The sequence below is a fragment of the Primorskyibacter aestuariivivens genome (genome assembly GCF_028023675.1).
Classification (GTDB): Bacteria; Pseudomonadota; Alphaproteobacteria; order Rhodobacterales; family Rhodobacteraceae; genus Marinovum; species Marinovum aestuariivivens.
In genome coordinates this window covers 1-22,552 of the sequence record NZ_JAQIOZ010000004.1, presented here as the reverse complement: position 1 = coordinate 22,552, position 22,552 = coordinate 1, and the positions used below count along the sequence as shown (strand labels likewise).

The window sequence follows — 22,552 nt, the reverse complement described above, 5'->3', positions numbered from 1 at the left end:
TAATATGGTTACAGTTCCGGCAGCGCGCATTCTTCTTGTGACCACGCAAGAAGCGAGAGCGAGCGATATCGAAGACATTCTCGACACGTCGCAACGGCTGATCCTTTTGCCGGTTGAACCCGGTGAGGCGGTCGACGAGCTCAACCGAGTTGGCGCCGATATCGTAATCGTCAATGCCGAGGATCTGGGCGAATCCGAGATCGCCATGCTGAGCGAGCTGCGTGAACAAGTGCCCGATGTGCCTGTCATTGTCGCCTCGCAACAGCTTTCGCCAAAGCAGACCCGTAACCTGTTCAATCTCAACATACAGGACTGGCTGTGCAAGCCGCTGGAAGCCAATGACCTGATGGAGGCCATTGCCACCGCAGTCAAGGCAAGCAAGGCAACCCATAACCGGGTGCATGCGGTGATTTCAACAGTGGGCGGTGTCGGAGCCTCGACCGTGGCACTGTCCATGGCGGATCTGGCGGCGACGAAGCTGTTTCGCAAGAAAAACGTCTCTGTTGCGCTGTTCGATCTCGATTTCTCGACCGGCAATTGCAGCTATCTGCTCAACATGGTCAACGATTTCAACCTTGGAAGCGTCGCCTCCGCCCCACGCCGGATTGATGCGGAATTCCTGCGGGTGATCCAGCAGCAGCATGAGCACGGATTTTACATTTATTCATTCAAACGCCCGGAACTGAACACCGAGTTGAACGGCTATGAACTTGTCCTGCGGATGCTGGATGCGGTGAGCGTCGAACACGACATCACAATTCTCGACATTCCATATTACGAGACCGAGTGGAAAAAGGATATCCTGTCCGAGGTCAATTCCTGCACATTGGTTACCGAACTCAACCTGCCCGCGCTGCGCCACACGCTGGAGCTTGTGGAGTTGCTGCGTGAGATGCGGGGTGAGAAATTCAACGTGTCCGTTGTGTTCAACAAGTGGCAGTCCAGCCTCTTTGGCCAGCGCATTGGCAAGCGCAAGATCAAGGAACTGCTGGGTGACGTGCCGACCTACCAACTGCCCAATGACATGGGGTTGCTGGGCGAAAGCATGGACCGTGGTGTGCCGCCAAGCGAAATCAGCAGCAGCGCAGGGTTCCTTAAACGGTTGACGAAATATATGTCGTCCATCGGACTCGATAGCCTTCAGGAAGCACGATGAAAAAACGCCCTGTCACGACCACTGGCCATCTGTCGCGCAGATCCGTGCTTGCGGGTCTGGCCGGGTTTCTCGCCGCCCCCGCCTCAGCCGAATTGAAGAAAGTGCCGCGTAGCCACGGGCAACGCACCATGCAAATCGTGCCGTTCCAAAGCGGCGAAGCGCCGGGCACCATCATCATTTCCAATGACGACCGGACGCTGCACCGGGTGCTGGGCGGCGGCAAGGCCGAACGCTACGAGATCTCGGTCGGGCGCGAAGGGTTTGAATGGACCGGCACCACCTATGTGGGCCGCAAGGCCGAATGGCCGGATTGGCGCCCTCCGGCAGAGATGCGCAAGCGCGACCCATCGCTGCCGCCGCATGTGCCGCCGGGGCCGTATAACCCGTTGGGTGCGCGGGCGCTGTACCTGTTTTCCAACGGGCGCGATACGTTGTACCGCATTCACGGGACCAACAGCGCCGGGACCATCGGGGGCTATGAGACCTCGGGCTGTTTCCGGCTGACCAATACCGATGTGCTGGAGCTTTATGGCAAGGTCCGCAACGGGACCAAGGTGATCGTCCGCTAAGGCGGAGAAAGGTAAGAATTCATGGCGGGCCGCTTTTTCCGTAAGTCAGAGCCAGAGAAAAAACCGGAGTCGTCGGACAGGTCCAAGGTATTGATGCTGGACGAGCCGGTGGCCGAAACGGTCAACGGCAAGAATGGCAAGCTTGTCGTTCATTCCGAATATGAGCCGCCCGATTTTGTTAATGAGCGGGTGGATATGCACCGCTTCCTGCTCGACAAGATCAACCTATCGATCCTTGATACGATGGAAGAGGACGAGATCCATGACGAGCTGCGCCCCTTGGTGCGCAGCTATGCCAAGGACAACAATTTCCCGCTCAGCTCGACCGAACTTGATGCGCTGATTTCCGATATCGGCGACGAGATGTTGGGGCTTGGCCCGATCGAGCCCTTGCTGGCCGATGACACGGTTTCCGATATTCTGATCGTCGGGCCGAACCGGGTCTTTGTCGAACGTTTCGGTAACCTTGAAAACACCAAGGTGCGCTTCAAGGATGAAGACCACTTAATGCGGATCATCAACAAGATCGTCGCCTCGGTGGGGCGCCGTGTGGATGAAAGTTCGCCGCTAGTGGATGCGCGTCTGGCTGATGGCAGCCGGGTCAACGTGGCGGTGCGTCCTGTGGCGGTGGACGGACCGCAGGTGTCGATCCGAAAATTCGCCAAGAGACCCTATTCGCTGGACAAGCTGGTGGATGCCAAGGCCATCCCGCGCGCCATGGCGGAATTGCTCGCCGCAGCGGTCGAGGCCAAGGTGTCGATGATCGTCTCGGGCGGAACCGGTTCGGGTAAGACGACGATGCTCAACGCGCTGTCGGCCTATATCCCGCATAATGAGCGTCTGGTCACCATCGAAGACGCCGCGGAACTTCAGCTGCAACAACCGCATGTTGTCCGGCTTGAGACGCGGCCGCCCACGGTGGATGGGCGCAACGAGATTGTGCAGCGAGATCTGGTGAAAAACGCGCTGCGGATGCGTCCCGACCGCATCATCATCGGCGAGGTCCGGGGTGGCGAAGCCTTTGACATGCTGCAGGCGATGAACACTGGTCACGAAGGCTCCATGTCCACCATTCACGCCAACAACCCGCGCGATGCGCTGGGGCGGATGGAACAGATGGTTGGCATGGCAGGCATGCCCATGTCACAGCTGTCGATCCGGCACCAGATCACGTCGGCGGTGCATATGATCATCCAGTTGGCTCGCCTTCGTGATGGTAAACGCTGTGTGACCTCTATAGCCGAGATAACCGGGATGGAGGGCGAAGTGGTGCAGATTCAGGAACTCATGACCTTCCGCCGCACCGGGATTGACGATGACGGCAAGATCAAGGGCGAGTTCCGGGCCACGGGCATCCGGCCGACCTTTATCGATGATCTGGCCTCGCTTGGGCTTCATCTGGACAATAATCATTTTGACCCGTCGAAAGTGCTGATGGATGTTTGAGACGATTTTCTCCAATCCTTACACGCTCTACGGGATGATCTTCGTGGCAGCGCTGCTGCTCATGGATATGACCCTGCGGTCGGTCTTTGCCCGTCGGCGCAAGGACAAGCAAATCAAGAACCGCCTGCAGGCGCTCAAGCTTCGCAAAGGCGAGACGACTGCCTATGCCGAACTGCTGAAACGACGTGGCCTGGGCGGGCGCGATGGCACCCAGTCTCTGGGCGGCTATTTCAATCGGATCATTGGGCAGAGCGGGCTGGAAATCAGCTTGTTCCGCCGGGTGCTGTACCTGATTGGATTCACGCTTCTGGGGTTTCTCATTGCACCGATGCTGGTGGGTGGAAACATCGTTATCCGCGCGGGGTTTGCCGTGGTGTTTGGGATCGGGTTGGGCGTGGGGCTGGTCTATTACTTCCGCGCCAAGCGGATCAAGACCTTTACCACCCAACTGGCACCGGCCATCGACATCATCGTGCGCAGCCTGAACGCGGGTCACCCGCTGGTGGCAGCCATCGCGCTGGTGTCGCGCGAGATGCCCGACCCCATCGGGTCCGAGTTTGGCATTCTGAACGATCAGCTGACCTTTGGCTCCTCGCTGGAGCAGGGCATGCTCAACATGGTCGATCGTGTCGGTGCGGATGAACTCAACCTGTTGGCCGTAACCGTGACCGTACAGCGCGGCACGGGCGGCAACCTGTCCGAGATCCTTGAAAATCTGGCGCAGATGATCCGTGACCGGCTGATGATCAAGGCCAAGATCCGGGCAATCTCGGCGGAGGGGCGGATCACGTCCTGGATCATGCTGTGCTTTCCCTTCTTTCTGTTCTTCATGCTTCGGACGATGGTGCCGACCTATTTCGACATTGTTTGGGAAAGCGGCTGGGGCACGGTGGTGGTCAGCGGCTGTCTGTTTCTGATTTTCATGGGCATGATCATCATCCGCAGGCTGGTGAACTTTGATTTTTAGACGGCAGACGGACAAGGCGGAGAGCATAGTTTGAACGAGAATATTGTCCTTCTGGCGGTCTTTGTATCCGTCCTGATCCTAAGTTTTTCGATCATCAGTATCGTCAACCGGCGGCGCGAGGTGTATCGCAATATCGAGGATGCGCGCCGGCCTCGCGGTATGTCCCGGCAAGAAATCGACAGGTTTCTTGGCTCGGGCAACGAGGATATTCGTTATTTCCTTGAAGTGACCCAGAAAGAGGATGCCAACAGCACGCGCATGCGGCTGGTGCGGGCGGGGTATTTCAAGCCGAGGGCGGTAGTCTACTACAACCTCATCCGGCTCTTGGGGGCGTTGGCCATCTTCCTGATCATTCAGGTTTTCGTGCCGATCCTATTGCCCGAGGTCAGCACCCTGCTGCTGTTCGTCGTCTCTGCGGTCATGGCGGGTTTGTTCTACATGATCATGGCCATGGTCTTGGAATCCATGGGAAACAAGCGGACGCGCGAGTTTCGCAAGCTGTTCCCGGATTTCATGGACCTCTTGCTGGTCTGCGTGGATGCCGGTCTGAGCATTGACGCCGCGATTGACCGCGTGACGCGTGAATTTCTTGTCACGACGCCAGATTTCGGGGTGCAGCTGAGCATCATCAACCTGGAAATCCGGGCTGGTCGGCCACTGCATGAAGCGCTGCAGAACTTTGCCTATCGTATTCAGGTGGAAGAGGCGCGCACGCTTGCCGTTCTGTTCCGACAGTCACAAGAACTGGGTGCCAGCGTGTCCAAGACGCTGCGCACCTTTGCCAAGGAAATGCGCCAGATGCGGATTGTGCGAGCCGAAGAAAAGGCCAATGCGCTGCCGGTGAAGATGCTGTTCCCGATGGCGTTGTTCATGTTCCCAGTGAACCTGATCATCGTGATTGTGCCGATCCTGCTGCTCATTCTGGAAATGCTGCTGAGCTTGTCGCCGCAATGAGTGCGATTACTTCGCCGATATACGAAACGCGATGTCTCTGCCGGACAAGGTGGCCTCGACTTCGGGGAGGTTGGATGCACCCCAGCTCAAGCCGGCACCGGCGGGGCAGGCGTCGGCGTCGCGCATGCACAAGATGACCTCTCGGCCGGTCAGGTATTTGAGCCGCAAAATGATATCTTCGGGATAAATCAGTCCAGCAGTGTTCGAAGCGCGCATGTCAAGGGGGGGGCCATAGATGTAGATCGTCTGCGCCCCGGACGGGACAAGGGCGCTGATGGCCCGGGTGTCTGCCTGCCAATCGGTAAATTTCCGATAATAAAGCGATGTTTCAACCAAGCTGGTGATGCAAAGCGCGACCAGGACCACGCGCCCCAGAAGGGATGACCGGAACGCCAGTGCGATGGCATAGACCAGTGTTGCGGGCACAAAGATGAAGGCATAGGCGGTCATCCTGATCCCACCCACAGCGCTCAGGGCGATCAACGGCAATCCGCCGAAGATCAGTATCAGGAGAGTAAACAGGACGGGTTCTGGCCTGTTGCGCCACAAAATGATGCAGGCAATCGGGTAGCTGATCACCAGCATCAGCGCGGACCAGCGGAAATCCATCACTTGCCGGGCAATGATCTCGATGAATTCCGCCAATCTTTCCGGTGTTTCGTTCGTGTTTGCGTGGCGCCAGTTCTCCACTTTCGGGATCAATTCGCCCCGCGCCAGATAGTTCAGGCTCAGGCTCAGCAGAATGGCGGCGGCAACGCCGAGGCAAAGCAGGATCAGCGCGTGTTTGATGCGGCGGCGGGTGTGCATCTCGGGATCTGCCAGACAGGTCAACACCGCCAGCATGGGATAGGTGGTGTAGCTCAGAAAGCTCAGAAACACCGTGGGAAAGAGCAGCATCAAACGCGCCTTGACCCCCATCCGAAGGCAGGCCAGCGCATAGGCTGCCAGCACCGCCATTCCGGGGATAAGTGTATTGAACCACAAGGATTGCGGCACGGTCAGGACATTGGCTGCGGCAAGCAGCGCGACGGCAGAGGCGACCCAGATTGCGCGCGTCGGCGCGCTGAATTGCACGGCAAACGCGGCGCTCCAGATCACCGAAAGCGCCATGAACAGAGCGAAATTCACCGGCGCGGGCCAGATCCAACCACGCATATGCCACAGCATCCCAAGCCAGCGCATTTCGCCAAGCGCCTTGACGACATAGCCTTCGGGCGTTCCGAACAGGGCAGAATAATCATCATGGCGCACGAAGGGGTCAAGGAATTGTGGAACGGCCAGCGCCACGAGCACGGCCAAGGCAATCAGCGCGACCGGAAGCCAGGGGCGGTATGGCGGCAGCGGGTCAATCCTTTGCGTCATGGGCCTGCCTTGTTTTCAGTTTTGCATTGGTCTGTGCCAGCCATGTGACCGCCGGGACCGGCAAAAGCCGGACCAGCCTGCGCCGCAACCGCCATCTCAGATCTCCGCAGGCGGGCAAGGGGGTCATATCGGCGACGCGGCTTGCTCTTATGTCCTCCGAGGCGCGCGCGATGCCTGCCTCATTGAGATAAAGCACCGCGTTGTAGCGATACCAGGGCTCTACCGATCGGTCGTTTGCCACACGTGGGCGCAGGAAGTCATGGGCGGCATATCCCTTGGTCTTGAACAAGGCGCGCCAGTGCTCGAGCGGCTGTTCATTGACATGGAACTCGCCGCCCTGACCGGGTTGGGCGGCGGAAAACAGCACGCAATCGCCATGGGCGGTCAGGTTATCGACCAGCCGGGGCGCGGCGCCAGGCGGGAGATGTTCACCCACCTCAAGACATTGCACCAGATCGAAGCGTCGGCCCAGATCGACCGGGCCGGTAAGATCGGCGGCGTGGAAGGCCTCGGCGGGAATGCGCAGCGTGTCGGTGTCGACATAGGCGCCATCGACCCCGGCGATCCCGGCGACCCCGGCGACCTGCCATTCATCCAGCCACGCGCCGCGACCGCAGCCCACATCCAGCACGCTGGAAATGGGCAGCTGCGACTGCAATTCTCGGATGAACCGTTGCGCCGAAGCGCGGGCACCGGTTTCGATATAGTCGAAGAAGCGTGTGGAATATTCATGACCCATGAGGCGCCTCCGTCCGGAACACCCAGAAACGGAACAGGATCCAGTTCAGCACCGGGATCAGTACTGCCGCGCAGGTCGCGGCCCAGAACGGCGACATCCCGATGCGCGGCGCAATCCCTGCGGTGATCAGCGTCGAGAGCGCAAGACCCAGCGCGATGGTGATCCCGAAGCGCCGGGCCTGAGACCGATTGCGGGTGGAGACGGCAAATGTATACCGCGCATGCATGACATATTGCAGCGCCACCGCGGAACAATACGCCGTGAGATTGGCTGGCACCGCCCCAAGCCCGGCCCGGCGCAATACCGGATAGACGAGCACGTAGAACAGCGTCACGCAGATCCCGGTCACGATGTAACGGCCCAGTTGATTATCCCGCATCGGTCCGACCATCGCTTTCTGAGGTGTCTTCGGCCACGAGATAGAGCGGGCGGTTTTTCACCTCAGTATAGATGCGGGCCAGGTATTCGCCGATAATCCCCACACAGAACAGCTGCACGGAGGCGAAAGCGCTGACCGTGATCAGGATCGAGGCCCAGCCGGGAGCGGTGTTGAACAACAGCCACGAGATTAGCACGTAAAGACAGATCGCCAGACAGAGCAGGATCGACAGGAGCGAAAAGGAAATCGCCAGCCGCAGCGGTTTGTCCGAAAAGGAGGTGATGCCGTCAAAACCAAGCCGCAGCATCTTGGCTAACGGGTATTTTGTTTCGCCGGAATTGCGCGCGTCGCGGTCATATTCGATACCGATCTGGCGAAAGCCCACATAGGCGAACAGCCCTCGCAGATAGCGAGTGCGTTCGGGCAGGGCGCGCACGGAATCGAGCACCTGGCGATTGACCATGCGAAAATCGCCGACATCCTCGGGGATTTTGCCATCCGAGAAATAGCTCATCAGCCGGTAATAAGCCCGCGCAGTGGCTTTCTTGAACAAGCTTTCCGATTTGCGGTCGCGGCGGCGACCATAGACCATATCGTAACCCTGATCCATGAGCGCCATCATCTCGACGGCCAGTTCCGGCGGGTCCTGCAGATCGGCGTCGAGGATCAGCACCCGATCTCCGCACGCCGCATCCAGCCCGGCGCTGACCGCGGCCTGATGTCCCCAATTGGTCGATAGGCGCACGCCGCGCAATTGCGCCAGCCGCGCGCTTTCGCGGGTGATGATCTCCCATGTGCGGTCGGTGGAGCCGTCATCGACGAGAACGAATTCGCAGGGCTGATCCAGCAGATCAGCAGTCGCCTCAAGCCGACGCAACAATTCGCCCAGGGGCTTTTCCTCGTTAAAACAGGGCACCACGAAGGAAATCAGCATAATAATCCGGTCATCGGGTCAATACACCCCGAGCCTAGGCCAAAGATCTGCCGTGAACTAGGGGCGTTTGCAGTTGCAGGTGAAATTCCAGGCCAGACGTGTCACGGCCACCCTGCTGGCGCGGGGCACCAGGCAGGAACCTTGTTCAACCCTAAGACCTTTGGCGCCTCTTGCCAGCCAGCGACAGGTCGCTTGCATTGGTCGCACAGAGCGACCACGAGCCGGATAAGGGCAAGCAGATGATTCCAGGGGTGGAGATGTTGGCTTTGCTCCTGGTCCGCTGCACGCGCCGTGCGCCGAAACGAATTATCGCGCCAGATCACGCGCAATCTGTTCCGAGAGCTGCGAAAGTGCGGCGGTTTGCGCCGCCGCGATGGCCGCAGGCGTCCGAGCCGAGAAAGGGATCACGATATCGAACAGCTTTGCCTTGTCAGGCAGCGGTGCCGACAGAACCCTGGGCGGCTTGTCCGGGTCGTCCGGATCTTCAATCGGGTCGGGTGTGACCGATCCCATGAAATACTGTCCTGCCGCGCGGAACGTGTTGTCCTTGGTTGCAATGAAGGTCTCGATGCGGATGTCGAGCACGCCCTGCGCAGGTTCCGGCAGCGGCCACGGCTCGGGCGCGACCTTGGCACTTGTCATCGTATTGAGGTTACGCGTGATGCTGAGTGTCGTGGCCCGCTCGGGTTCGTCGGCCCAGAGACCGAAATCCGTCGCCTGAACGGAGCCTGACTCTGTCTGAACGGCGATCTTTTGATCCGCGGCATAGGTCGGCAGTGAAACCGTCCGTACAAGCAGCGTGCTGACCCGGGCCCGTACCTGCACGTCGGTGGGGCGGGTTTCGACGAGATATTGCGGTGTGCTGTCGCCGCAGGCCGCAAGCGCAGCGAGAAGAAGGGCCGCAGGCAGGGATCTGAAGGTCATTTTACCGTCCTGTCACTAGAGAACTTGGGTCACGTTGTATCGTGCGCGCCAGCGAGCGCAGCGCATCCGCCGCCTCGCTGATATCGCGCAAAGTCGACAGAGCGCCGGAGATCAGGCGCGAGTTGTCGTCATAGGTTTTCAGCACCGTTTCGGTGCGGGTAGCGAGCGCGTTCAGCCGTGCGGTCAGTTTCGGCAATTCGCCGGCTGCGGCCTCGATCGCATCTGCCGCTGATGAGGCGGAGTTGAAAACATTGTTCACGTTCTCCGTCGCTCCATTTTCGCGCAATTCGGCAGCAATCAGGCGCACCTCTTTCAACGTCGCTTCGGTTTCGGCCATGGTCCGGGTCAAATCGGGCGAAAGGGCGCGCAATTCCTCCAGCGTCGCATTGATGCCGGGTGCGATGGCTTGGGTGTCTTCGTCCACGATCAGCAGATTGGCGGAATCGATCAGCCCCTGAAGCGAAGCCAGCAGTTCTTCGATCGGCAGGTTGTTGATGCGTTTGAACACACCCTCGGCAGAGGCATTGAGATCCGCGATATCGGCTTCGACAGTCGGCAATTCGGGCAAAGCGTCCTGACGGGTGATGATCCTGGCGGGGTCTGCGTCCGGGACCTCGACAAGATCGACCACCAGTTCGTTCGACAACAGGCTTGCCGTGGCCAAACGCACGCGCAACCCTTGCTCCACGTAGCTGGCGAGAAAGTCCAGCGCGTCCTCGGTTCCGGCCTCCTCGCCCAGCCCCATGCGCGCCGGGGTAATGGCGAGCGTTGCATGCAGCCGGACCGCGCTGCGCCCGCCCATGTCCGATGCGATCATCGCCACGCTCTCCACCTCGCCCACTTGCACGCCACGGAACCGCACGGTCGCGTCTTCCTTGAGACCGCCGACCGAGCCGTCAAAGACCGCAAGCACCCTGAGCCGTTCGGTCGTGGGATCGTCGAGCAGGCTTGCCCGCGCGGTCTCCTGATCGGTATAGAGCGGGAAAAGATGCCCTTCCGCAGGGCGCGCGCCGCCCGTGATCAGCGTGTCGAAACCGATCCCGCCCTGCACCAGCGAGGCGATCGAGGAAAAGTCCAGCGACACCCCCCCGGCACCCAGAGACAGAGACACACCGGAAATGTCCCAGAAGCGGGTATTCTCGGTCACGATCTGGTCATAGGGCGCATCGATAAAGCCGCGAATGATCACGGAGTCGCCCGTTTCGGACAATTCCGGTGCCTCGACCTTGCCGACGGGAATACCCTTGTAGAGAATTGGTGCCCCGGCGATGATGGAATTGCCATCGCGCGCGCTTAGCCGGATCGCTATTCCGCCGCCTGCAGCATCGGACAGTGGCGCTCGGCTCAACCCGGTGAACCGGGTCTGCACCTCATTGGCCTGTGAATCCCACCGGCCTTCGATGTAGACGCCGGACAGCACGGTGTTCAATCCGCTGATCCCCTGCGCCGAGACCTCGGGCCGGACCACCCAGAACTGTGCATCGGCATCGAGATAGGGGGCGAGTTCCCGGTCGAGCCGCACGGCAACAAGCACTTCGGACAGGTCATCGGAAAACCCCACTTCCTCGACCAGGCCGACGGTCACGTCGCGGTATTTCAATTCGGTCTTTTCGGCGACGATGCCGGTTGCGTTGTCAAAGCCGATCACGATCCGCACGCCGCGTTCGGCATAGCTTTTCCAAGCGATCCCGAGCGAGATCGCAAGCGCCAGGATCGGCACCATCCAGATCACCGAAAACCGTGGCGACGACACGCCGTGGGCCGGTCTGACAACCGGATCGGCGGGGGTTGGATCGGTCATAGGGGCTCCTTGTCTGCGTCCCAGATCAAACGGGGATCAAAGCTCTGCGCCGCCAACATCGTGAATGCAACCGAGAGCGTAAAGCTGACGGCGGCGACTCCCGGGTTGATCGTAGCGACGGTTCCCAACTGAACAAGTGCTGAGAGGATTGCAACGACGAACACGTCGATCATCGACCAGCGCCCGATGAATTCAACCACTTCATACAGCCTGTGGCGGCTATGCGCCGACAGGATCCCAGCGCGCCCGATGCTGAGCGCGAGATAGCCGATGGCGATGAACTTGCCGACAGGAATCAAGATGCTGGCGATGAAGACGATGGCCGCGACCCCGTAATTGCCATAGTGCAATAGGTCGATCGCGCCGCCGACGATGGTGCTTTCGTGGTTTTCCAGCAGGGTGGAGGTGCGCAGCATCGGATAGATATTGGCCGGGATATAGACGATGATGCCCGCCAGCAGCCAAGCCCAGACCGCCTGTAGCGGGCGGCGGCTTTCCGGCGCAAGCGTGGTGCCGCAGCGCTGACATGCGGTGGCCTCGCGACGGTGCACGCGCCCGCAGCGCGTACAGGCCAACAGTCCCGCCGCGCGCGCGGTGATCAGTTCGTCGTTTTTTCCAGCCATTTCCATATCGTATACCTGCACATCGAGGTGTCCTGAAAAACGGTGACGACAACAAGCCCGACAAAGGCCCAGAAGGCCGGGCCGAGATTCAGCGTGGCGAGGCCCGCGACCTTGACCAGCGCAACGGCGACGCCGACGACGAAGATCTCGGCCATGGACCAGGGCCGCAAACGTTCGGCAAGCCCAAACGCCTTGCGGGCCAGCGGAAAGGGCCTGTCGCCGCGGACCATGGGCCAGAGCGTGTAGATGATCGCCAGCAGCCGCGCTGCGGGGATCAGCACAATCATAAGCGCCACCGCCAGCGAAAGCGGTGCCATGAGACCGGTAGAAAATGCCAGCACCGCGTCCATGATAGATGTCTTGTTATGCAGGCCACCGGCATCTAGGCTGATAAAGGGAAAGAACACCGCGGCGATCATCAGGATCGACGAGGTCACCGCAAGCGCCAGCACCCGCACCTGAGCATTTTCCCGGGGCGCCGCAAGTACATGCCCACAGCGGCAGCACAGCGCCTGGTGGTTGTCCGGCACGTCCGGCTCGACATGCACCGTGTCGCAGGTCGGACAGGCGATCAGCGCGCGGTCACCGAAACGTTCCTGCCATGTCATGTTGGTCTTCATGCGATCCCGCCCCCGCGTGGTCTGAAAGGCTCGCCATCACCGGGCCTGAACGCGTTGGTCAGGCCCGGTGGGCAGTTCAGAATAGGGGGCGCCGGGGGGCTTGTCCACTCAGGCGGGCAAAAGGGTCACCCCATGCTTTCCGGGGCGTAGATGCAATCGGCCAGCGTGCTCCGGTTGAGATCGGTTATGAAAGCGGTTTCGGCATGGGCCAGGCGGGATTTCAAACGGCAATGCGGGGTCAGGGTGCAGGCCCCACCACTGGCTGCGAAGCATTCTACAAGCGCCTGATCCGATTCCAGTGCCGCCACCACATCGCCAAGCAGGATATCCACGGGTGCTTTGGCAAGCGTGGCGCCGCCGCCTCCGCCGCGCCGTGTGTCCAGAAGCCGGGCCGCCGCAAGGGCCGAAATCACTTTGGCCAGATGGTTGCGTGACACCTGCAATTCATCGGCGAGCTCGGCAGTCGTGAAGGCGCGGGCCGGGTTGCCCGCCATGCGCATGAGCACGCGCAGCCCGTAATCGGTGAAGGATGTGAGACGCATGGTCGCGCTCCTCAATTGGTATTTGCAATGCGTATTACTGTGGCGTAATCGGCAAATCAAATACCAAATCATGCGCGACCAGGCGAGCGCAAAAGACGGACCTGTCTATCATCAACGTATCGAAGTGTGATGGGCGGTTCCCGGGGGTCGAGAATGAGTGAGAGGACCAGACGAATGTTTGCGACAGTTTCGGGCACAGAGCGCGGAGAGACCGACCGTCTTCTGGAGCGGGTCGTTGGGCAATTGAGCGCCGAGGGCGTCAGGGTTTTGGGAGCCTTGCGCGCCAACGGGACGGACGGCGAAAACGCGCATTGCAACAGCGATCTGCGGCTTCTGCCGGACGGCCCGGTGGCTCGGATCACCCAAGATTTGGGTGCAGGGTCTACGTCCTGCCGTATGGATGCCGGGGCGCTCGAAGACGCTGTGGGCATTGCGGTCGCGCGGTTTGCAGAGAGCGGTGCGGATCTGATCGTGTTGAACAAGTTCGGTCTGAGCGAAGCGGAAGGCCGTGGCTTTCGCGGCCTCATTGCCGAGGCGCTGGGGCGAGGCATTCCGGTCCTGACGGGGCTGACGGATGCGCACCGACCGGCCTTTGAACTGTTCGCCGAGGGCACGGCGACCGCGCTGGCACCGGAGGAAGGCGTAATCCTTGACTGGTGCAGGCGGTCCTGCCGGGTAGCCCAGGCATGACCGAACCAAGGAGACCACCCAATGGCCGCGACGACCGCTAAACAAATGCGCGCCTGGCGCGGGCCGGCGATCCTGACCTATGGGTTCCGGCCATTCTTTTTCAGTGCGGCGGTCTGGGCCGCAGTCTCCATGGCGCTCTGGCTCCCGATGTTGACCGGTGTGTTGAGTGTTCCAACCGCCTTCGATGCGGTGAGCTGGCACGCGCATGAATTCCTCTTCGGCTATCTTGGCACCGTTATCGCGGGTTTCCTGCTGACAGCGGTTCCGAACTGGACCGGTCGCCTGCCGATCGTGGGCTGGCGGCTTGGCGCGTTGGCGCTGGTCTGGCTTGCGGGGCGCGTGGCGGTGCTGTTTTCAGCGGGGCTGTCGCCTGCGCTGGTGGCAGCGCTCGACCTGGCGTTTCCGCTGCTGCTTGCGCTTGCCATCGGTCGTGAAATCGTTGCGGGGAAAAACTGGCGCAACCTGATCGTGCTTGGGATGCTGGGCGTCTTTGCGATGGGAAACGCGTTGTACCATTGGGAAGCGGCGCGGGGCGACTATGCCGCGCAAGGTATGGGGCTCAGGCTGGGTGTGGGCGCGGGGATCCTGATGATCGGGGTCATTGGCGGGCGGATCGTGCCGTCTTTTACACGCAACTGGCTGGTCAAACAGGGGTCAGAGCGTCTGCCGGTGCCACCGATGCGCCGCTTTGACAAGGTCGCGCTGCTCCTGCTGCTGGCCGCCCTGCTACTTTGGGTTGTTGTGCCGATGAACGCGGTGACCGGCCTTGCGATGCTCTGTGCCGGTTTGTGCCATGCGATCCGCCTGTCGCGCTGGGCCGGGCAGCTGACCTTTCGCGAGCCGCTCCTGTTGGTGCTGCATGTCGGCTACAGCTTCGTGCCGCTGGGGGCGCTGGCCCTGGGCGTTGCGATTTTGGCACCTGATGTTCTTGCGCCAGCCGCCGCGCAGCATCTCTGGACAGGGGGTGCCATCGGGCTGATGACCCTGGCGGTGATGACACGCGCGACGCTTGGGCATACCGGGCAGGCGCTGACCGCCGGAGCCGGAACAATGGTCATTTACCTGGCCATGGTGCTGGCCGTCTTCGCGCGTGTCGCAGCGGGGCTGTGGTTCGACGCCGCGCCGCTGCTGCATGCGATATCCGGCTTGGGCTGGTTCATCGCTTTCGCTGCCTTTGTTGGTCTTTACGGGCGACTGCTGCTGCGCCTGCCTGCGGGAAAACAGTCCTGACATAGAGGGGAACTTTTGCATACACCGGATTGTATCGATGCCGCTGGAGGTCGCCTTTCGCGTTCGCAGGGGATTGAAGCGTTGGCGATAGCCGAGAAAAGCCGCTTCAGGGCCGCGTGATCACTCTTGATCCAATTGTTTCGCCACTTTCGATCAATGTGGTGGATGCCGTCTTGTGACGATCGGATGCGCCGTAAATTTCAAAAGCTGGAACCTACCTGCTTCCCTGATTGGTCCTCGATTTGAAGTTGACCTGCTCTCCAAGTGCTGTGCTAACGGAAGTGCCCCCGCTTGGGGTTAGATTTTCCGCCCTTTGATCACACAGACGGGTTGGATGTGTCTGGCAATTTCATCAGCGCTGCTGGGACGTTGTTCCCAATTGCGCTGTGCAGTCTCTCTACGCCGAGCCTCGAGCGTTTCGGCGCTATCTTCAAGGCCCATGAACAGGTCAGCATTCAAGCGTTCGGATCGGGGTATGCTGTTGAACGCCTTCTGCGCGTCTGTGAGCTTGGACGTTATCCGGGAACACAGCACGTTTGGCTGCGCCCCTTTGATGCCGCGTGGTCAAGTTAAAACTGGATCTCAAGATCCGGTTTGGAACTGGAAACACTCCATCTGAACCGGAGGTTCTGGGCAAGTCTTTCAGTGTTGGGGCGCGCACCGTATTCAGAGCCCGCCGAGCGCGCAAATATGGGTCCAATCGGCCTCGGTCACGGGTTGCACAGACAGGCGGGAGTTCTTGACAAGTACCATATCCGCCAGTTTCTCATCGGCTTTGATCTGGTCCAATGTCACTGGGGTGGGCAGCGGCTCAATCGCGCGAATATCCACACAATCCCACCGCGCGTCATCGGTGGTACTGTCGGGATGCGCTTCGGCGCAGACTTCGACAATGCCGACAATCTCGCGGTCCTTTTGCGAATGATAGAAAAAGCCGCGATCGCCCACCGCCATCTCGCGCATGAAATTGCGGGCCTGATAGTTGCGGACGCCGTCCCATTCTTCTCCCCCATCGCCCTTGGCGACCTGATCGTCCCAGCTCCAGGTCGAAGGTTCGGATTTGAACAGCCAGTAGCGCATCAGCCGATCACCCGTTTCCATTCCACAAGCTGTACATCGGCAAACAGCCCGGCTTTGGCATAGGGGTCATTCGCGGCCCAGGTTTCAGCCGCCGCCATGTCCTCGACATCGAGAATGACAAGCGACCCGGCCATCTCGCCGTTTTCGATCAGCGGTCCGGCCTGTGCCACGACGCCGGTTTCCTTGATATAAACCAGATGGGCCTCGCGGTTGTCCTTGCGGGTTTGAAGCGCTCCGGCTTTGTCGCGGGCGAACAGGGCAATCAGCATGGTTTTTCCTCTTTCAGGGGGCGGGCCAGGAGGTCCTTGATGACATCCTGAACTGTCAATCTGCCTTCGACAAGCTGCGCGACGGCAGACGCGATGGGCAGGGCGATATTCTGGTCTTGTGCCACACGCTGCAATGCCTGCGCCGTGGCGGCACCCTCGACGGTGGTCGAGCTGTCAAATGCGTCGCCCCGTCCCAGCGCAACGCCAAAGCGGTAATTGCGCGACAGGTCCGACGTACAGGTCAGCGCCAGATCGCCAAAGCCGGACAGGCCCGACAGCGTTTCGGCCCGCGCCCCATTGGCCACGGCAAAACGCGTCATTTCAGCAAAGCCCCGGGTCATGAGCGCAGCGCGCGCCGAGTCGCCAAGACCCGCGCCAATGGTCACGCCGCAGGCAATGGCGATCACATTTTTCAACGCGCCGCCAATCTCGGCCCCGGTGATATCGGTGCTGCGATAGAGCCGGAGCGTCGGCGTGGACAGGCTCTGTTGCAGGGCTTTTCCGCGTTCCTCGTCCTGACAGGCAAGGGTCAACGCAGTGGGAAGGCCGCGCGCAATATCAGCGGCAAAGCTGGGACCGGTTAGGATGGCGGGCACCGCCAGCGGCTTCGCCAATGCCACGATATGCGCGGGGCCAAAGCCGGTCTCAAGGTCGATCCCCTTGCAACAGGCGACGATGGATTTGCCCTCCAGAGGGTCATCAATCTGGGCCAGAACCCCGGCAAGCTGCTGCATCGGTACGGCCAGCAACAGGGTATCCGAGGACGTGACCTCTGCGAATTCCGCTGTAACAGTGACTGTTTCGGGCAGTCTTGCACCGGGCAGGCGCGGGCTTTCACGCCGGTCGGACAAGGCTGTCGTGTCGCGCGCCCAGAGCGTCACGTCCTGCGTCTGGTCCAGCGCAATGGCCAGCGCGGTGCCAAACGCGCCGCCGCCCAGAATACCGATGCTCATGCCTTGGCCCCTTTCTTTCCGCTGCCCAGCATGGGGGTTGCCGACGAATCCAGCGGCCAGCGGGGCCGCGCAGAGAGCGTCATGTCATCACTCAATCCCGCGTCGAACCGCTCCAGCCCGGCATAGGCGATCATGGCGGCGTTATCCGTACAAAGCGCCAGCGGTGGCGCGGTGAATGCCACGCCGTTTTCCCTGCAAACAGTCTCTAACACGGCGCGAATGGCCGTGTTTGCCGCGACGCCGCCCGCCACGGCGAATGTCGGGATTGCGGGTGTCATGCCGAGATACAGGGCCATCGCCCGCCGGGATTTTCCCGCCAGAACGTCTGCCACCGCAGTTTGAAACCCGGCGCAGAGATCGGCGCGATCCTGGCGGCCCAGCCCGCCCTTTTCCGCCACGATTCCGTCCCGCGCGCGCAGCATCGCGGTTTTCAATCCGGAGAACGACATGTCACAGCCGGGCTTGTCCAAAAGCGGGCGGGGCAGGGCAAAGCGCTTGGCATCACCTGTGCTGGCCGCTTGTTCCACGGACGGGCCGCCCGGCTGTGGCAGGCCCAGAATGCGCGCGGTTTTGTCAAAGGCTTCGCCGGGCGCGTCGTCGATCGTCCCCCCAAGACGGATGAAATTGGTCGCCGAGCGTGCGATCAGGAACTGGCAATGCCCCCCCGAAACCAGCAGCATGAGATAGGGGTAGGCCACATTATCCGTCAGGCGCGGGGTCAGGGCATGGCCGGCAAGATGGTTCACGCCGATCAGCGGAAGCCCTGCGCCCGCGGCAATCCCTTTGGCGCACATGACGCCCGATACCACTCCGCCGATCAGCCCCGGACCGGCCGTGACGGCGATGGCATCCATGTCGGACAAAGCCGTATTCGCCTGTGTCAGAGCCTGTTTGACGCAGATGTCGACCCGTTCTGCATGGGCGCGCGCGGCGATCTCGGGCACCACGCCACCATAGGCGCTGTGCAATCCGGTCTGCCCAATCACGACCGAAGACGCGATCCGCACCTGCCCAGAGCTATCACGGGTCACGACCGCGGCGGCGGTGTCGTCGCAGCTGCTTTCGATTCCAAGGATCGTGAGCGGTCGGGTCATGGGCGGGTCCGTTGCACAGGCGGTTTTCGGCAGGTAACACTTGGCGCGATGTCAAACAATCCCGCGCCGGTCATGACCGAGCAAACCCCCGCGCTTTTGCTGACCCGCCCCAAAGCGGCGTCCGAGGCGTTTGCCGCCGAACTGGCGCAGCGGGTGGCGCTTGGTCCCGTGATCATGTCGCCGGTTCTGGAGATTGTCGGCCTGTCGCATGCGCCGGGCAAACCGGATATCGCCGGTGTGATCCTGACCTCGGCCAACGCTGTGGCGCATTATCGGGGTTCGATGTCCGGCCCAGCATTTTGCGTCGGTCCCCGCACGACACACGCCGCGCGCGAGGCTGGTTTTGATGCGGTACAGGCCGGGGAGACCGCAGACGCTCTCGTGGACTACCTTACCTCCCATATTCCAAGTGTCCCGCTTTTGCACCTGCATGGGCGACATACGCGGGGGGATGTGGCGAACAGATTGCGGCAGGCGGGGTTGGATGTACAAGAACGCGAGGTGTATGATCAGCGCCCACGCCCCCTATCGCCTGAGGCGCATGCACTGCTGGACGGGGAGCGCCCCGTTATCCTTCCCCTGTTCTCTACGCGCTCCGCCCGCCTAGTCTGCCAAGAGGTCCATGGTCATGCGCCGCTCTGGGTCGTCGCGATGAGCGAAGCGGTACGTGACGCGGCGGCAGGGGTCGAAGGGGAGCGCATGATCGTGGCCCCGCGTCCCGATGGTGCGGCGATGTGCGCCGCCGTTTCAGGGCTTTATCCCACCAATCGCCCTGTTGAGGGGGGGAGGGGGAATGCTTAAGGTAATGATGTTGCACTGCAGCAGAAAGATTCGAAAAGGTGATATCCGGTGTCAGATTCCAAAGATCCGAAGTCCGAGAACGTGGACGACAAGGCCAACAAGGATGAGGTGACGGAAACTCCGGAAGCCACCGTCGAAAGTGATGGTGCGGATACGTCACCTGAGGCGCCGGAAACCGATGCCGACACCGAAGCGTCTGGCGAAACACCCGAAGAGGTGAGTGACGCCGAAGACACCGTCGAGGATGCCGAGATCGTTCCCGATGGTGAACCCGAAGGCGAGATCGCGCCGCCGGAGCAGTCCGAGACCGAGGAAGCGGCCGCCGAACGCGCACCGGATGCTGCGGCCCCCGAAGCGCAGACGGTGGTGGAACGCCGTGGCGGGTTTGGTGCCATGCTGTTTGGCGGTGTTGCCGCTGCTGCGGTTGGATTTGGGGCGGCGCAATATGAATCCGGAGATTGGCCCTTTGGTGGCGACGGCGGGGATACCTTCCGCGCCGATGTGACTGCAGCGCTGGCCGAACAGGGTGAAACGCTTGAAGGGCTGTCTGCCTCTCTGCAGGACCGTGCCGACGCAACCGACACGGCGTTGAAAACACTTGGCGACAATCTGAGCGCCACGTCGGGCGCGATAGACGAAACCCGCGAAACCCTGGCGGCATTGACCGACCGGGTTGGTGCATTGGAATCGCTTCCCGATCAGCTTGCTGTGCTTGAGACACGCATGACTGATCTGGCCAAACGCCCGATCGAGGACAATGTCTCGCGCGAGGCGATCAAGGCCTATGAGGACGAGTTGGAACGCCTGCGCGCATCCATGGAAGAACAGCGCAAGGCGATTGAGGATACGATTGCCGCCGAAAAGGCCAAGATTGAAAAGATCGCCGCCGAAGCGACAGAGATGGAAGAACGCGCGCTGGCCGAGGCGCGGTTGGCTGCGGCCCGTTCCGCGATGACCCGCATCCTGAGTGCGCTGGACACTGGCGATGCCTTTGGCGCGGCGCTGGGCGAGTTGGCCGACAATATCGACACGCCGGTTCCCGACGCGCTGAGCGCGGTGGCCGAGACCGGCGTGGCAACGCAAGCCACGCTGCGCGAAGAGTTCCCGGACCTTGCCCGCGCTGCGCTGCGTGCCGCGCGTGACAATGCCCCGGCAGAAGAGGGCGAGAGCGGCATTGGTTCGGTGCTGGAAAAGATGTTCGAGGTCCGGTCGGTCGAGCCGCGCGAAGGCGACGATGCCGACGCGGTGCTGAGCCGCGCCGAAGCCGCTGTGCGCGGCGGCGATCTGCAAACTGCCCTGACCGAGATTGAGGCCCTGCCCGACGTGGCCAAGGCAGAACTTGAGACATGGGTGGCCGCCGCCAATGCGCGCTTCGCGGCCCTTGCTGCGGCGCAAGACATCGCGCAACAGCTCAACCGGTAATAAGGACGAAATGATGCTTTGGACTCTTTTGAAAATTATCGTCTTTGTTGTCGTGGTCGCGGCCCTGTCCTGGGGCGCGGGATGGCTTTTGGAATATGACGGCGCGGGTCTGCGCGTGACCTTCAACGGACAGGAGTTTTCGTTCAGCGCCATTCAGATGGTGATCGCCTTGTTCGCCCTGATGGTTGCCCTTTGGGTCTTGCTGAAACTCGTGTCCCTGCTGATTGCGGTGCTGCGTTTTGTAAATGGCGATGAAACCGCGATTTCGCGCTATTTCGACCGCAGCCGCGAACGCAAAGGCTTCCAGGCGCTGAGCGACGGGCTCATGGCGCTGGCCTCGGGCGAGGGCAAGCTGGCCATGTCCAAGGCCACCAAGGCGGAACGTTACCTGCAAAAGCCGGAACTAACCAACCTTCTCAAAGCACAGGCCGCCGAGATGACGGGTGACCGGGCCAAAGCCGAAGCGGTTTATAAAAAGTTGGTTGCCGATGAAAGCACGCGCTTTGTGGGCGTGCGCGGCATCATGAAACAGAAGCTGGCGGATGGGGATACCGACACGGCTTTGAAACTGGCCGAGCGCGCTTTCGCCATCAAGCCCAAGCATGAAGAGACGCAGGATATCCTGCTCAAGCTTCAGGCGGAGCACGCGGATTGGAAAGGTGCGCGCAAGACACTGAACGCCAAGCTCAAGCACGGAACTCTGCCGCGCGATGTGCATAAACGGCGCGACGCAGTGCTTGCGCTGTCGGAGGCACGTGCCGTGGCTGATGAAGGCAGCAGCATTGACCAGCGCGAAGCGGCCATCGAGGCCAATCGCCTGTCGCCTGAGCTGATCCCGGCGGCTGTCATGGCGGCGCGGGGCTATATCGAACAGGGAAAACCGAAATATGCGGTGCGGGTGATCAAGAAAGCCTGGGATGCCCAGCCGCATCCCGACTTGGCCGCCAGCTTTGCCGAGATCGCGCCCGAGGAGACCCCGGCGGCGCGGATCAAACGGTTCCAGCAATTGTTCAAGATCAAGCCCGAACATCGCGAAACCCGCCTGCTCAAGGCCGAACTGCATATCGCGGATGAGGATTTTCCCGCCGCCCGCCGCGCATTGGGCGATCTGGCCGAAAGCGATCCCGATGCCCGCGTGCTGACCATCATGGCCGCCATTGAACGTGGCGAAGGCTCCGATGATGCCGTGGTTAAGGGCTGGCTCGCCCGGGCGCTCAATGCGCCACGTGGCCCGCAATGGGTCTGTGACAAATGCTCGAATATTCAGAACGAATGGACAGCCGTCTGTGGGAATTGCGGCGCGCTCGACACGCTCAGCTGGAAGACCCCGCCCATGTCGGATGTGGCATCGGCGACAAATGCCGCGATGCTTCCGCTGATCGTCGGCACGATCGAGGACCATTCTGCCGAAGACATGCAGGCCACGGATGAGACCGAGGGTTATGTCGATGACGCAGACGAGGTGACCGAAGATGCGGAGGTGATCGACGCCGATGCAGAGACACCTTCGGATCAGGAAGATTCGGTCAAAGCCTGACAGATCTGTATAGGCGACCGACGCGCATGGGTTTGTGCGTCGGTTGTTCCACAGCTTGCAAAGGGGTGCGTCACACAATCGGGATCGTCGGCAGGCCGCAGGCTGAAGGCCGCGATTTGCCATCTGATGGTAGGGGAAATGGTGCCTCAAGAGGGACTCGAACCCCCGACCTTGTCCTTACGAATTGTTTGGCGGTTCCGGTGGACCATGTTGCACGCAAGCGCACAAAGCCTGCCCACACCTTACAACACTCTGGTACAAAAAGCAATTTTCTAGTCTTGATCTTGCACGGCGTCGCACCCACCCGTCGTCGGTTGTACCCCGATCCCCTACTAGTCCCCTGAGCTACCCCCTGAAATTCGGACACTGACGTAAGCTACGATTTGTTGTCTGCTGGTCTTCGACGATAAGGAGATTAGAGATGTCGAAACGGAAGAACCATTCGCCGGAGTTCAAGGCG

At 61.0% G+C, this 22,552-nt stretch carries 23 protein-coding genes and 1 pseudogene; 10 read left to right on the top strand and 14 right to left on the bottom strand.

The genetic code is table 11. The annotated features are described in order from the left end of the window. Positions 1 to 4 precede the first annotated feature (4 nt). From PGB28_RS04020 to PGB28_RS04000, 5 genes are read left to right on the top strand one after another with little or no spacing between them, the layout of a single operon-like run. Entirely contained in the window at positions 5 to 1,156 is a 1,152-nt protein-coding gene (locus PGB28_RS04020) for an AAA family ATPase (RefSeq protein WP_271420203.1), read from the top strand. After that, entirely contained in the window at positions 1,153 to 1,725 is a 573-nt protein-coding gene (locus PGB28_RS04015) for a L,D-transpeptidase (RefSeq protein WP_271420202.1), read from the top strand. The genes PGB28_RS04020 and PGB28_RS04015 overlap by 4 nt, the downstream gene beginning before the upstream one ends. Before the next feature lie 21 nt (positions 1,726 to 1,746). Further along, the gene (locus PGB28_RS04010; RefSeq protein ID WP_271420201.1) at positions 1,747 to 3,171 is read left to right on the top strand and encodes a CpaF family protein; all 1,425 of its coding nucleotides are present in this window, start codon (positions 1,747 to 1,749) and stop codon (positions 3,169 to 3,171) included. Further along, on the top strand, positions 3,164 to 4,138 hold the full coding sequence (locus PGB28_RS04005; RefSeq protein WP_271420200.1) for a type II secretion system F family protein: 975 nt from the start codon (positions 3,164 to 3,166) through the stop codon (positions 4,136 to 4,138). Before PGB28_RS04010 ends, PGB28_RS04005 begins: the two co-directional genes overlap by 8 nt. A gap of 30 nt (positions 4,139 to 4,168) precedes the next feature. Further along, complete coding sequence (locus PGB28_RS04000) at positions 4,169 to 5,092, top strand: type II secretion system F family protein (protein ID WP_271420199.1); 924 nt, start codon at positions 4,169 to 4,171, stop codon at positions 5,090 to 5,092. Between the two features lie 6 nt (positions 5,093 to 5,098). Here the strand turns inward: PGB28_RS04000 and PGB28_RS03995 are convergent, their stop codons facing one another. From PGB28_RS03995 to PGB28_RS03955, 9 genes are all read right to left on the bottom strand, one after another. After that, positions 5,099 to 6,454: a hypothetical protein gene (locus tag PGB28_RS03995; RefSeq protein WP_271420198.1), complete on the bottom strand. Its 1,356-nt coding sequence runs from the start codon at positions 6,452 to 6,454 to the stop codon at positions 5,099 to 5,101. Continuing rightward, positions 6,438 to 7,193, bottom strand: coding sequence for a methyltransferase domain-containing protein (locus tag PGB28_RS03990; protein WP_271420197.1), 756 nt, complete (start codon positions 7,191 to 7,193; stop codon positions 6,438 to 6,440). The genes PGB28_RS03995 and PGB28_RS03990 overlap by 17 nt, the downstream gene beginning before the upstream one ends. Beyond that, the gene (locus tag PGB28_RS03985) at positions 7,183 to 7,572 is read right to left on the bottom strand and encodes a GtrA family protein (RefSeq protein ID WP_271420196.1); all 390 of its coding nucleotides are present in this window, start codon (positions 7,570 to 7,572) and stop codon (positions 7,183 to 7,185) included. The genes PGB28_RS03990 and PGB28_RS03985 overlap by 11 nt, the downstream gene beginning before the upstream one ends. Continuing rightward, positions 7,562 to 8,506 carry a glycosyltransferase family 2 protein gene (locus tag PGB28_RS03980; protein WP_271420195.1) on the bottom strand — a complete coding sequence of 315 codons (945 nt, stop codon included), beginning with the start codon at positions 8,504 to 8,506 and terminating at the stop codon, positions 7,562 to 7,564. Before PGB28_RS03980 ends, PGB28_RS03985 begins: the two co-directional genes overlap by 11 nt. Positions 8,507 to 8,812: 306 nt before the next feature. Continuing rightward, positions 8,813 to 9,430 (bottom strand): PqiC family protein, encoded by a 618-nt coding sequence (locus tag PGB28_RS03975; RefSeq protein WP_271420194.1) that lies wholly within the window; start codon positions 9,428 to 9,430, stop codon positions 8,813 to 8,815. Position 9,431: 1 nt separating this feature from the next. Next, positions 9,432 to 11,231: a PqiB family protein gene (locus PGB28_RS03970; protein WP_271420193.1), complete on the bottom strand. Its 1,800-nt coding sequence runs from the start codon at positions 11,229 to 11,231 to the stop codon at positions 9,432 to 9,434. Beyond that, a complete protein-coding gene (locus PGB28_RS03965) occupies positions 11,228 to 11,860 on the bottom strand; it encodes a paraquat-inducible protein A (RefSeq protein ID WP_271420192.1) in 633 nt (210 codons plus the stop codon). The genes PGB28_RS03970 and PGB28_RS03965 overlap by 4 nt, the downstream gene beginning before the upstream one ends. Then, positions 11,830 to 12,474: a paraquat-inducible protein A gene (locus PGB28_RS03960; protein ID WP_271420191.1), complete on the bottom strand. Its 645-nt coding sequence runs from the start codon at positions 12,472 to 12,474 to the stop codon at positions 11,830 to 11,832. The genes PGB28_RS03965 and PGB28_RS03960 overlap by 31 nt, the downstream gene beginning before the upstream one ends. Positions 12,475 to 12,599: 125 nt before the next feature. Further along, complete coding sequence (locus tag PGB28_RS03955; RefSeq protein ID WP_271420190.1) at positions 12,600 to 13,016, bottom strand: Rrf2 family transcriptional regulator; 417 nt, start codon at positions 13,014 to 13,016, stop codon at positions 12,600 to 12,602. A 174-nt stretch (positions 13,017 to 13,190) separates the two neighbouring features. Here PGB28_RS03955 and PGB28_RS03950 point away from each other — a divergent pair, with 174 nt between their 5' ends. Together PGB28_RS03950 and PGB28_RS03945 are read left to right on the top strand one after the other, a co-directional pair. Then, positions 13,191 to 13,706 (top strand): DUF2478 domain-containing protein, encoded by a 516-nt coding sequence (locus tag PGB28_RS03950; protein WP_271420189.1) that lies wholly within the window; start codon positions 13,191 to 13,193, stop codon positions 13,704 to 13,706. A 21-nt stretch (positions 13,707 to 13,727) separates the two neighbouring features. Further along, positions 13,728 to 14,936, top strand: coding sequence for an NnrS family protein (locus PGB28_RS03945; RefSeq protein ID WP_271420188.1), 1,209 nt, complete (start codon positions 13,728 to 13,730; stop codon positions 14,934 to 14,936). 12 nt (positions 14,937 to 14,948) lie between these two features. Here the strand turns inward: PGB28_RS03945 and PGB28_RS21360 are convergent. From PGB28_RS21360 to tsaD, 5 genes and pseudogenes are all read right to left on the bottom strand, one after another. After that, positions 14,949 to 15,109, bottom strand: a pseudogene (locus PGB28_RS21360) (DDE-type integrase/transposase/recombinase); the annotation flags it as partial. A gap of 493 nt (positions 15,110 to 15,602) precedes the next feature. Beyond that, on the bottom strand, positions 15,603 to 16,016 hold the full coding sequence (locus PGB28_RS03940) for an EVE domain-containing protein (protein WP_271420501.1): 414 nt from the start codon (positions 16,014 to 16,016) through the stop codon (positions 15,603 to 15,605). Continuing rightward, positions 16,016 to 16,285, bottom strand: coding sequence for a YciI family protein (locus PGB28_RS03935; RefSeq protein ID WP_271420187.1), 270 nt, complete (start codon positions 16,283 to 16,285; stop codon positions 16,016 to 16,018). Before PGB28_RS03935 ends, PGB28_RS03940 begins: the two co-directional genes overlap by 1 nt. Continuing rightward, the gene (locus PGB28_RS03930) at positions 16,279 to 17,238 is read right to left on the bottom strand and encodes an NAD(P)H-dependent glycerol-3-phosphate dehydrogenase (protein ID WP_271420186.1); all 960 of its coding nucleotides are present in this window, start codon (positions 17,236 to 17,238) and stop codon (positions 16,279 to 16,281) included. The genes PGB28_RS03935 and PGB28_RS03930 overlap by 7 nt, the downstream gene beginning before the upstream one ends. Next, positions 17,235 to 18,332, bottom strand: a complete 1,098-nt coding sequence (tsaD, locus tag PGB28_RS03925; protein ID WP_271420185.1) for a tRNA (adenosine(37)-N6)-threonylcarbamoyltransferase complex transferase subunit TsaD — start codon at positions 18,330 to 18,332, stop codon at positions 17,235 to 17,237. Before tsaD ends, PGB28_RS03930 begins: the two co-directional genes overlap by 4 nt. Before the next feature lie 72 nt (positions 18,333 to 18,404). Between tsaD and PGB28_RS03920 the strand changes: the two genes are divergently transcribed. Genes PGB28_RS03920 through PGB28_RS03910 form a run of 3 tightly spaced genes read left to right on the top strand, consistent with a single transcriptional unit; the run spans position 18,405 to position 22,092 of the window. After that, positions 18,405 to 19,133, top strand: coding sequence for a uroporphyrinogen-III synthase (locus PGB28_RS03920; protein ID WP_271420184.1), 729 nt, complete (start codon positions 18,405 to 18,407; stop codon positions 19,131 to 19,133). 48 nt (positions 19,134 to 19,181) lie between these two features. Further along, positions 19,182 to 20,555: a COG4223 family protein gene (locus PGB28_RS03915; protein WP_271420183.1), complete on the top strand. Its 1,374-nt coding sequence runs from the start codon at positions 19,182 to 19,184 to the stop codon at positions 20,553 to 20,555. A gap of 13 nt (positions 20,556 to 20,568) precedes the next feature. Beyond that, a complete protein-coding gene (locus tag PGB28_RS03910; RefSeq protein WP_271420182.1) occupies positions 20,569 to 22,092 on the top strand; it encodes a heme biosynthesis protein HemY in 1,524 nt (507 codons plus the stop codon). Positions 22,093 to 22,552: the final 460 nt, after the last annotated feature.